We start from the raw sequence: 9,259 nt of genomic DNA, 5'->3' as shown, positions 1-9,259 counted from the left end.
GTCATCGAGAAGCGCTCCGCCGACCTCATGCGTGCCTTCGACCTCAGCGGCGCTGTGGGGCGCGTGGTCTCGGACTACTCCGCGGGAATGACGAAGAAGATCATGCTCGCCGGTGCGATGATCCACTCGCCGCGCGTGCTCGTGCTCGATGAGCCGTTCGAATCGGTGGATCCGGTCTCGTCCGCAGTGATCCTCGACATCCTCCGCGCCTACGTCGACCACGGCGGCACCGTCATCCTGTCCAGCCACGGTATGGACCTCGTCGAGCGCGTGTGCTCGCGCATCGCGATCATCGTCGGCGGTGACGTGCTCGCCGAGGGCACCATCGACGAGGTGCGCGCAGGGCAGACGCTCGAGTCGCGGTTCGTCGAGCTGTCCGGCGGCGCCTCTGAGGTGGAGGGTCTCGAGTGGTTGCACACGTTCTCCGACTGAGGATCGCGCTCATGGTGGGCGCCCTGCGGGGTGGCCATGCCGTGCGCGCAATCGCGGGGTTCGTCGTGCTGACCGCCGCGACGGTCGCCGTCTGCGTCGCCCTGCTCAGCCTGTCTGATGCACCGCTTGCTGCCGCCCGCTCCGTGATCGTCCTGGGAGGCGCGGCCGGGTTCCTCGCCTTCCTCGTCGGCCCGATCCTCATCGGCACGGCTGATCAGCTCGACCCGAGACGGTTCCGTGTGTTCGGGATGAGTGTGCGAGCGATGCCGTGGATCCTCGGTCTCGGCGCGCTGCTGAGCGTGCCCTCCTTCGCCCTGATCGCGGTCGCGGTGTGCTTCGTCGTCACCCTGGTGGCGCTCGACGTGCCTCTGGCGGTCGCCGTGGTGGCAGCCGTGTTCGGGGTGCTTTCTCTGGCCATCGCCGCCCGCATCGGCATGGCCACCAGCGCTCTGCTGCTTCCCGAACGCCGCTCGCGCGAGCTCACCGCGCTGTTCGCGCTCGCCGTCATCGTGGTGGCGTTCCCGGTGGCGGTCTTCCTCGCCTCGCTGGAGTGGGACGGACAGGTGCCGGATGCCGTTGCCGCCGCCACCACGGTGATCGCGTCGACGCCGCTCGCCGCGATCCCGGGAGCCGCGCTGGCCATCGCCGCGGGCGATGAATCGACGGCGTGGCTCAGCGGAACCATTGCCCTCGCCACGGTCGTCGCGCTGGGGGCGTGGTGGATCTGGTTGGTGCGACGGCTGCTCACGAACGTCGATCGTCCGATCATCTCGCGCGAACGTTCGGGGCTCGGATGGTTCGCGCTCCTGCCGTCGAATGCCTTCGGAGCGATCGCGGCGCGCAGCCTCGTCTACTGGTTCAGGGACCGCCGGTACATCGTGAACTTCGTCATCGTGCCGATCGCCGGTGTCCTCACCGTGTTCCCGCTGCTCGTGGCCGGTGTGCCGCTCTACATCGCGGCACTGATTCCCGTACCGGTGATGGCGTTGTTCTTCGGCTGGCTCCCGCACAACGACGTCGCCTATGACTCGACGGCGCTGTGGATCCACGTCGCCAGTGGTGTGCGCGGCGTCGCCGACCGCCTCGGGCGACTCCTTCCGATTTCGCTCGTGGCCGTCCCCGTGCTCGCCATCGCGATCCCGCTGACTCTGGCGATCGTCGAGAGCTGGTATCTGCTGATGCCGATGATCGGACTCGCCGCGAGTCTCTTCCTCGGCGGGCTCGGGGTGTCCAGCATCCTGTCGGTGACCTCTCCCTACGCAGTGTCGCGACCCGGCGACAGCCCGTTCCAGCAGCCGCAGCGATCGGCATCCCGGGCAGGGTACGCCCCGGCGCTCGCCTTCCTCGGGGCCCTGCTGCTCAGCGCCCCGACGATTTGGCTGTTCGTGATGACCGTCATCGAAGACGAGGCGTACAACCCGGCGACGTTCTGGGTCGGCATCGCCAGCGGAGTCGTGATCCTGATCGCCGGCTCGATGATCGGCGGACGCGTCTACGACCGCGGCGGCGAGCGGCTCATGGAGTTCGTCGAGACGGCCTGAACTCCGCCCCGCAGCACTCTCCGGGAGGTTAGACTCAGCGCATGAGTACTCCGCTGGACAGCCCCGATCAGGGCGGCGTGGCAACGCTTGATCGTGAACTGGAAGAACTTCTCAATGAAGAGAATGCCGAGCCTGGCGACCACGAGCGCTTCTCGCACTATGTGAAGAAGGACAAGATCCTCGAGTCCGCGATCTCGGGCCGCCCCGTGCGCGCCCTGTGCGGCAAGAAGTGGACGCCGGGCCGCGACCCGGAGAAGTTTCCGATCTGCCCGACCTGCAAAGAGATCTACGAATCGATGGTCGGCTGACGCCTATCGTGCCTTATCGGTCGTGTCACGCCTGATCGACGAACACCGTGGGGATCGCCGGGTCCGACTTGCTGAGCGCCAGTGCGCGCACCGGCAGCTCCTCGCGAACGCGCAGGTGGTGCTGGCGGGCGGATGCCGTTCCCGCTGGCCCCTCGTGGGCGTCGTCGATCTCGCCGCCGTCGACGAGTGTGACCTGAAGCGGACGCGAATCCGGGTGCTCTGCGGCCGTACTCAGCTCTTCGAAACCGTCTGAGACGACGATCGTCTCAGTCGTCGCGACGTCGCGACGGAGCGTGCGGAACGCCGCCTTCCGGCCGCCCTGGGAGCCTTTGTCCGTGGAGGCTTTCGCGACGCCGACCCACCCGCCGCCGGCATCCTGCCGCGCTACGAGCTTGTAGACCATCCCGGCGGTGGGGTAGCCGGAGCCGGTGACGACCGAGGTGCCGACGCCATAGGAATCGACCGGGGATGCCGCGAGCGCCGCGATCGCATACTCGTCGAGATCACTGGTGACGGTGATCTTCGTGTTCACGGCGCCCAACTCGTCGAGGTGCTCGCGCACAGCCGCGGCGACGGTCGGCAGATCACCGGAGTCGAGGCGTACGCCGCCGAGCTCGGTGCCGGCGACGCGGACGGCGGTCTCGACGCCTTCGCGGATGTCGTAGGTGTCCACCAGCAGGGTGGTGCCGGGGCCGAGGCTGGCGATCTGTGCGCGGAACGCGTCTTCTTCGGTGTCGTGCAGCAGCGTCCATGAGTGCGCGGCTGTGCCCATGGTGGGCAGTCCCCACCGGCGCCCGGCCTCGAGGTTGCTCGTCGCGCCGAATCCGGCGATGTGGGCCGCACGAGCCGCGGCGACGGCGGACATCTCGGCGGCCCGGCGCGATCCCATCTCCGCCAACGGCCGCTCGCCGGCCGCGATGCTCATGCGCGCGGCGGCCGTGGCGATGGCTGAGTCGTGGTTCATCACACTCAACGCGATGGTCTCGAGTACGACGGCATCGGCGAAGGAGCCCTCGACGGTGAGAACGGGGGAGCCGGGGAAGTACAGCTCGCCCTCGCGATAGCCGTGGATCGAGCCGGTGAAGCGGTAGTTCTCCAGATACCGCAGGGTCTCGGCATCCACCACCCGACTGTCACGCAGGAAGCGCAGCTCGTCCTCCCCGAACCGGAAATCGCGCAGCAGCGAGAGGAGGCGCCCGGTACCGGCGACGACGCCGAATCGGCGCCCGCCGGACAGGCGGCGAGAGAAGAGCTCGAACACGCTGGGCCGTGCGGCGGTTCCGTCGCGCAGCGCGGCTCCCAGCATCGTGAGTTCGTAGCGGTCTGTGAGCAACGCCGTCGAGGTCATGCGCTCAGCTTAGTGAGCGACGGGTAGGCTGGTGAGTCATGAACGCGGCACCGATCGGCATCTTCGACTCCGGTGTCGGCGGACTCACCGTGGCCCGGGCGATCCGCGCTCAGCTGCCGCGAGAGTCCTTCGTCTACATCGGCGATACCCTGCACTCCCCGTACGGACCCAAGCCCATCGCCGATGTCCGCCGCTATTCGCTCGAGGTGCTCGACACTCTCGTCGACCAGGGCGTGAAGATGCTCGTGATCGCCTGCAACACGGCATCCGCCGCCATGTTGCGCGACGCGCGCGAACGCTATGACGTCCCCGTCGTCGAGGTCATCGGCCCGGCCGTTCGCCGTGCCGTCTCGACCACCCGCAACGGGCGGATCGGCGTCATCGGCACGGTCGGCACGATCGGATCGCGCGCCTACCAGGACATGCTCGAGATCAACGAGCAGCTCGAGGTGTTCACGGCCGCGTGCCCGCAGTTCGTGGAGTTCGTCGAATCCGGCGTCACCGGCACTCCGGAGGTGATCGCCGTCGCCGAGGAGTACCTCGCGCCGCTGCGCGACGCCGACGTCGACACCCTCGTGCTCGGATGCACGCACTACCCGTTCCTGCGCGGCGCGATCAGCTACGTCATGGGCGAGGGCGTCTCGCTCGTCTCCAGCGACGACGAGACCGCCGGCGACGTGTACCGGCAGCTGATGCGCCGTGACCTGCTCGCCCCCGCCGACGCCAGGGCGACGTACGTGTACGAGGCGACCGGAGAATCCACCGCGGAGTTCACGGCGCTTGCCAACCGCCTCATGGGCGCCGAGGTGCGCGACGTGCAGCACGTGCAGACCGGCGTCATCACTCTTCCCGACCTCTCAGATCTCGCCGACAGCACGGCAACCGACCCGAAGGAATCCCATGTCTGACATCGTCCGCGCGGACGGCCGCGCCACCGACCAGCTCCGCGAGATCACGATCGAACGCGGTTGGAGCGCCAACGCCGAGGGCTCCGCCCTGATCAGCTTCGGCGGCACGAAGGTGCTGTGCACGGCATCGTTCACGAACGGCGTGCCGCGCTGGCTCACCGGCAAGGGCAAGGGCTGGGTGACCGCCGAGTATGCGATGCTGCCGCGCGCGACGAACAGTCGCAACGACCGCGAGAGCGTCAAGGGCAAGATCGGCGGACGCACGCACGAGATCTCGCGCCTGATCGGCCGCGCCCTGCGTGCGGTCGTCGACACCAAGGCGCTCGGTGAGAACACCATCGTCATCGACTGCGACGTGCTGCAGGCCGACGGCGGCACCCGCACGGCTGCGATCACGGGGGCATACGTCGCCCTCGCCGATGCGATCGAGTGGGGCCGCACGAAGAAGTTCATCGGCAAGAACTCCACGCCGCTGATCGATTCGGTCGCCGCCGTGTCGGTCGGCATCATCGACGGCGAACCCATGCTCGATCTGCCGTACGTCGAGGATGTGCGCGCCGAGACCGATATGAACATCGTCGTCACCGGGCGCGGACTGTTCGTCGAGGTGCAGGGCACCGCCGAGGGCGCCCCGTTCGACAAGCGGGAGCTCGACGCCCTGCTCGAACTCGGCGTCGCGGGATGCGCGACCCTGAAGGAGCACCAGCTCGCAGCGCTCGCGGGCGAGTGACGATGCCGAAGGTCGTCCTTGCCACACACAACCCGCACAAGGTGGCGGAGTTCCAGCAGATCGTCGCGATGACCCGCCCCGACGTCGAGGTGATCGGCTACGGCGGTCCGGAACCGGTCGAAGACGGTGTGACCTTCGCCGAGAACGCGCTGATCAAGGCGCGTGCGGCCGCCGCGCACACGGGGTTCGCCGCCATGGCCGACGACTCCGGCATCAGCGTCGACGTGCTCGGCGGCTCGCCGGGCATCTTCTCCGCGTACTGGGCAGGTCAGCAGAAAGATGCGACCGCGAACCTCGAACTGCTCCTCGATCAGCTGGCCGACATCGCCGACCCGCACCGGACAGCGCAGTTCGTCTCGACGATCGCGCTGGTGACGCCCGAAGGCATCGAGCACACGGTCGCCGGTGTCTGGCCGGGGAGGTTGGCGCGCGCGGCATCCGGTTCTGGCGGTTTCGGGTACGACCCGATCTTCATCCCCGACGGTCAACCGGCCGGTGCCGAGCGCACCACTGCGGAGCTCACCAGCGCGGAGAAGCAGTCGCAGTCGCACCGCGCGCGTGCCTTCCAGGCTTTCGTGCCGCTGCTGAAGACGCTCTGACCTGTGCCGACCTCGCGTCAGCGAGCTACTGAGAATCGTTACCCTTCCCGACTAGTGGAAATGGCCTCTGACGGGCGATTCCGCTCGTAGCCTGGAGGCATGCACGATCATGCGCACGGGATTCGCGGGAGCGGCAGTCGCCGACTGCTGACGATCTCGCTGTGCCTCACGGCGACGGTGATGCTCGTGCAGGTCGTCGGCGCCCTCCTCACCGGGTCGCTCGCGCTCCTCGCCGACGCCGCGCACATGTTCACCGACGCCTCGGCGCTCGTGATCGCACTGATCGCCAGTGCCGTCGCCGCGCGCCCGGCCGATGACCGGCGCACCTTCGGCTACCAGCGCGCCGAGGTGCTCGGCGCCCTGGTGAACGCGATCATCCTCATCGTGCTGTCGATCACCGTCGGCATCGAGGGCGTCAGGCGCCTGCTGGAGCCTGCAGACACCGAGGTCGCCGGCCCGCTCATGCTCATCGTCGCCGTCGTCGGTCTGATCGCCAACGCGATCGCGATGTGGCTGCTGAGCTCGGCGCAGAAGACGAACATCAATGTGCGGGGCGCCTACCTCGAGGTGCTCGGTGACCTGATCGGCTCGGCGGCCGTGATCGTCGCGGCGATCGTGATCGTCGTGACCGGATGGATGCCAGCAGATGCCATCGCCTCACTGTTCATCGCCGTCATGATCATCCCGCGCGCGATCACTCTGCTGCGCGAGGTGTTCTCGGTGCTGGCGGAGTCGGCGCCGAAGAACACGCACGTGAGCGAGATCCGCGATCACCTGCTCGGGTTCGAGGGCGTCACGAGCGTGCATGATGTGCACGTGTGGCAGCTCACCCGCGGCGCGCCGGTGTTCACCGCACACGTCAGTGTCGAACCGTCGCTGCTGGAGGGCGGCCGCTCCGGTGCGCTGCTCGAGCAGCTGCAGGGATGCTTGGCCGATCACTTCGACGTCGAGCACTCGACATTCCAGCTGGAACCGGACGGGCAGGCGGAGTGCACGGAGACGCACGCCTGAGCATCCGTCACTCCACGTGGATCTCGGCGACGTCCTTGTCAGGACGCAGCCCCCGCCAGCGCGCGTGACGCAGTGAGCGATCCGACGTCCAGCCGGCGAACTCCACCTCGCCGACGAGCTCGGGCCGCACCCACAGCGCTTCGCGCGCGTCGGCATCGGGAACGCCCTCCAGCGGATTGTCCTCCGTGCGCAGAGGAGTGAGCCGCGTGAGCAGGTCGCGCAGCATCCGGTCATCGAAGCCCGACCCGACCCTGCCCACATAGCGCAGGGTGCCATCGGTATCGGGCACGCCGAGCAGCAGCGACCCGAACGTGCTCGCCCGGTTGCCCTTCCCCGGCCGGATGCCGGCGATCGCGACCTCCTGCGTCCGGGTGTGTTTGATCTTCAGCCAATCGCCCGAGCGGATGCCGGGGCGATACTTCGACCCGGACGCCTTGATCACGACCCCCTCGAGGTCGAGTTCGCGGCTGGTGCGCATCGCGGCATCCAGATCGTCGAAGACCGGCGGCACGAGCACCGGACGATCCGCGCTCTCGCCGAGGGTCTCCAGCAGGGCGCGGCGGTCGCGCAGCGATACCCCGGTGAGATCGTGGCCGTCCAGGCGCAGCAGGTCGAACAGGTGATAGGCCACCGGGGTGCGGACGACCTCGCGTTCGATTTCGCGCGCCTTCGTGAGGTGCATGCGATGCTGCAGTCGTCCGAAGCTCGGGCGGCCCGAGGCGTCCAGGGCGACGATCTCGCCGTCGACCACGGCGTCGTCGGCGGCGAAGTGCGGTGCGCCGTCGGCGGTGAGCTCGGGGTAGCGGTCGGTGATGTCGGTGCCGCTGCGCGCGTGCAACCGCAGTCGGCCGTCGCGCCACGTGCCGATGGCGCGGATGCCGTCCCACTTGATCTCGCTCCATGGATCGCGCATCGACCGGGCGAGGCCCGGCGTGCCGGATTCGGCGAGCATCGGGCGGAGCGGCCCGGTTGCCCCTCGCGGTGCGGCTGCCTCCCGGGGTGCTGCGGTCTGCTCCTTCATGCGGTGCAGCAGCCACGACGACTTCTCTCCGGACCCATCGGTGCGAATGAGGGCGAGCCGGGCGCGGCCCAGCGGACCGGACCCGGTGAAGGTGCCGATCACCTCGTCATCGCGCCATTTCTCGAGTTCGACCGTGCCGGAGTCCCAGATGCTCATCGAACCGGCGCCGTACTCGCCGCGGGGGATCTCGCCGTGGAAGGTGAGGTACTCCAGCGGGTGCGGTTCGGTCATCACCGCGAGGCGGTTGCGCGCCGGCGACTCGGGCACGCCTTTGGGGACGGCCCAGCTCACCAGCACGCCGTCGTGTTCGATGCGCAGGTCGAAGTGCTTCGCACGGGCGTGATGCTCCTGGATGACGAACCGGGGGAGCGGACCCGCCGCGGTGATGGATGCGCGCTCGGGGACCGGCTCGGGCGTGCGCGCAGCGTTTCGCTTGGCACGGTACGGGGCGAGGGCTGTGTCGGCGCGCGTGGAGGCGAAGCCGGCGAAAGGATCGATGCCGTCGTCGACGCGCTGCGCGACCTCGTCGAAATCGAGTTGCCGGAGCGCGGGGTCGTCGAGTTCCTCCCAGGTGCGCGGAGCCGCCGCCGTCGGTTCGAGTCGCCCCCGCAGCGAGTACGGCGAGATCGTGGTCTTCGAACCGTTGTTCTGACTCCAGTCGATGAAGACCCGGCCGCTGCGGACGGACTTCGACATGGTGCTGGTGGCGACGTCGGGGTGGTCGGTCTCGATCGAGCGGGCGAGTTCGCGGGCGATGGCGGATGCCTGGTCACTGGTCTGGCTGCCGTCGAGCCGGCAGTAGAGATGAATGCCCTTGCTGCCGCTGGTGACCGGAACGGGATCGAGGCCGATGTCATCGAGGATCGTTCGGGCGAGGCGGGCGACGTGGGCGCACTGCGCGAGGTCGGCTCCGGGCCCGGGGTCGAGATCGAGCACGAGTCGGTCGGGGCGGCGGCGCTCGCCGTCGGGGTCGAACCGCCACTGCGGCACGTGCAGCTCGATGCTGGCGACCTGCGCCATCCACACCAGCGTCGGCAGATCATCGGCGATCGGATACTCCTTCGCCCCGCCGGAATGCTCGATCGGCAGGCGACGCACCCACGAGGGCGCCCCGCGCTCCAGCTGCTTGGCGAAGAACGCCGCGCCCGGGGCATCCGCCGTTCCCACCCCCTCCACCCAGCGCTTGCGCGTGACCGGACGGTCGGCAAGCAGGGGCAGCATCCGCGGGGCGACGCGGGTGTAGTAGGAGATCACCTCACCCTTGGTCGTGCCGGTCTCAGGGTAGAGCACTTTGTCGAGGTTCGTCAGGCGCAGACGTCTGCCCGCGACCTCGACCTGCTGCGGCGCACCCGGCATGTCGA

At 68.7% G+C, this 9,259-nt stretch carries 9 protein-coding genes; 7 read left to right on the top strand and 2 right to left on the bottom strand.

Annotated elements, in window-relative coordinates; genetic code table 11:
- From ACTICP_RS11360 to ACTICP_RS11350, 3 genes are all read left to right on the top strand, one after another.
- A partial coding sequence (locus ACTICP_RS11360) for an ATP-binding cassette domain-containing protein (RefSeq protein WP_441892434.1) occupies positions 1-432 on the top strand: 432 nt, incomplete at its 5' end.
- A gap of 11 nt (positions 433-443) precedes the next feature.
- Positions 444-1,973 carry a hypothetical protein gene (locus tag ACTICP_RS11355; RefSeq protein ID WP_441892432.1) on the top strand — a complete coding sequence of 510 codons (1,530 nt, stop codon included), beginning with the start codon at positions 444-446 and terminating at the stop codon, positions 1,971-1,973.
- 41 nt (positions 1,974-2,014) lie between these two features.
- Positions 2,015-2,281: a DUF3039 domain-containing protein gene (locus ACTICP_RS11350; protein WP_441892430.1), complete on the top strand. Its 267-nt coding sequence runs from the start codon at positions 2,015-2,017 to the stop codon at positions 2,279-2,281.
- A gap of 25 nt (positions 2,282-2,306) precedes the next feature.
- Here the strand turns inward: ACTICP_RS11350 and ACTICP_RS11345 are convergent, their stop codons facing one another.
- Positions 2,307-3,629 (bottom strand): nicotinate phosphoribosyltransferase, encoded by a 1,323-nt coding sequence (locus ACTICP_RS11345; RefSeq protein WP_441892428.1) that lies wholly within the window; start codon positions 3,627-3,629, stop codon positions 2,307-2,309.
- Positions 3,630-3,667: 38 nt separating this feature from the next.
- On the opposite strand from ACTICP_RS11345, the gene murI reads away from it, so the two are divergent.
- The 4 genes from murI to ACTICP_RS11325 all read left to right on the top strand — a co-directional run bounded on the left by murI (position 3,668) and on the right by ACTICP_RS11325 (position 6,877).
- A complete protein-coding gene (murI, locus tag ACTICP_RS11340) occupies positions 3,668-4,537 on the top strand; it encodes a glutamate racemase (protein WP_441892426.1) in 870 nt (289 codons plus the stop codon).
- The gene (gene rph / locus ACTICP_RS11335) at positions 4,530-5,267 is read left to right on the top strand and encodes a ribonuclease PH (RefSeq protein ID WP_441892424.1); all 738 of its coding nucleotides are present in this window, start codon (positions 4,530-4,532) and stop codon (positions 5,265-5,267) included. The genes murI and rph overlap by 8 nt, the downstream gene beginning before the upstream one ends.
- A 2-nt stretch (positions 5,268-5,269) precedes the next feature.
- Entirely contained in the window at positions 5,270-5,866 is a 597-nt protein-coding gene (gene rdgB / locus ACTICP_RS11330) for an RdgB/HAM1 family non-canonical purine NTP pyrophosphatase (RefSeq protein ID WP_441892422.1), read from the top strand.
- A 99-nt stretch (positions 5,867-5,965) separates the two neighbouring features.
- Positions 5,966-6,877, top strand: a complete 912-nt coding sequence (locus ACTICP_RS11325; RefSeq protein ID WP_441892420.1) for a cation diffusion facilitator family transporter — start codon at positions 5,966-5,968, stop codon at positions 6,875-6,877.
- A gap of 7 nt (positions 6,878-6,884) precedes the next feature.
- On the opposite strand, the gene ACTICP_RS11320 is transcribed toward ACTICP_RS11325, so the two are convergent.
- Entirely contained in the window at positions 6,885-9,254 is a 2,370-nt protein-coding gene (locus tag ACTICP_RS11320) for an ATP-dependent DNA ligase (RefSeq protein ID WP_441892418.1), read from the bottom strand.
- Positions 9,255-9,259: the final 5 nt, after the last annotated feature.

Source organism: Microbacterium sp. (assembly GCF_052102115.1).
In the GTDB taxonomy this organism is placed as follows: Bacteria; Actinomycetota; Actinomycetes; order Actinomycetales; family Microbacteriaceae; genus Microbacterium.
This window is presented reverse-complemented; position numbering and strand designations above follow the sequence as displayed.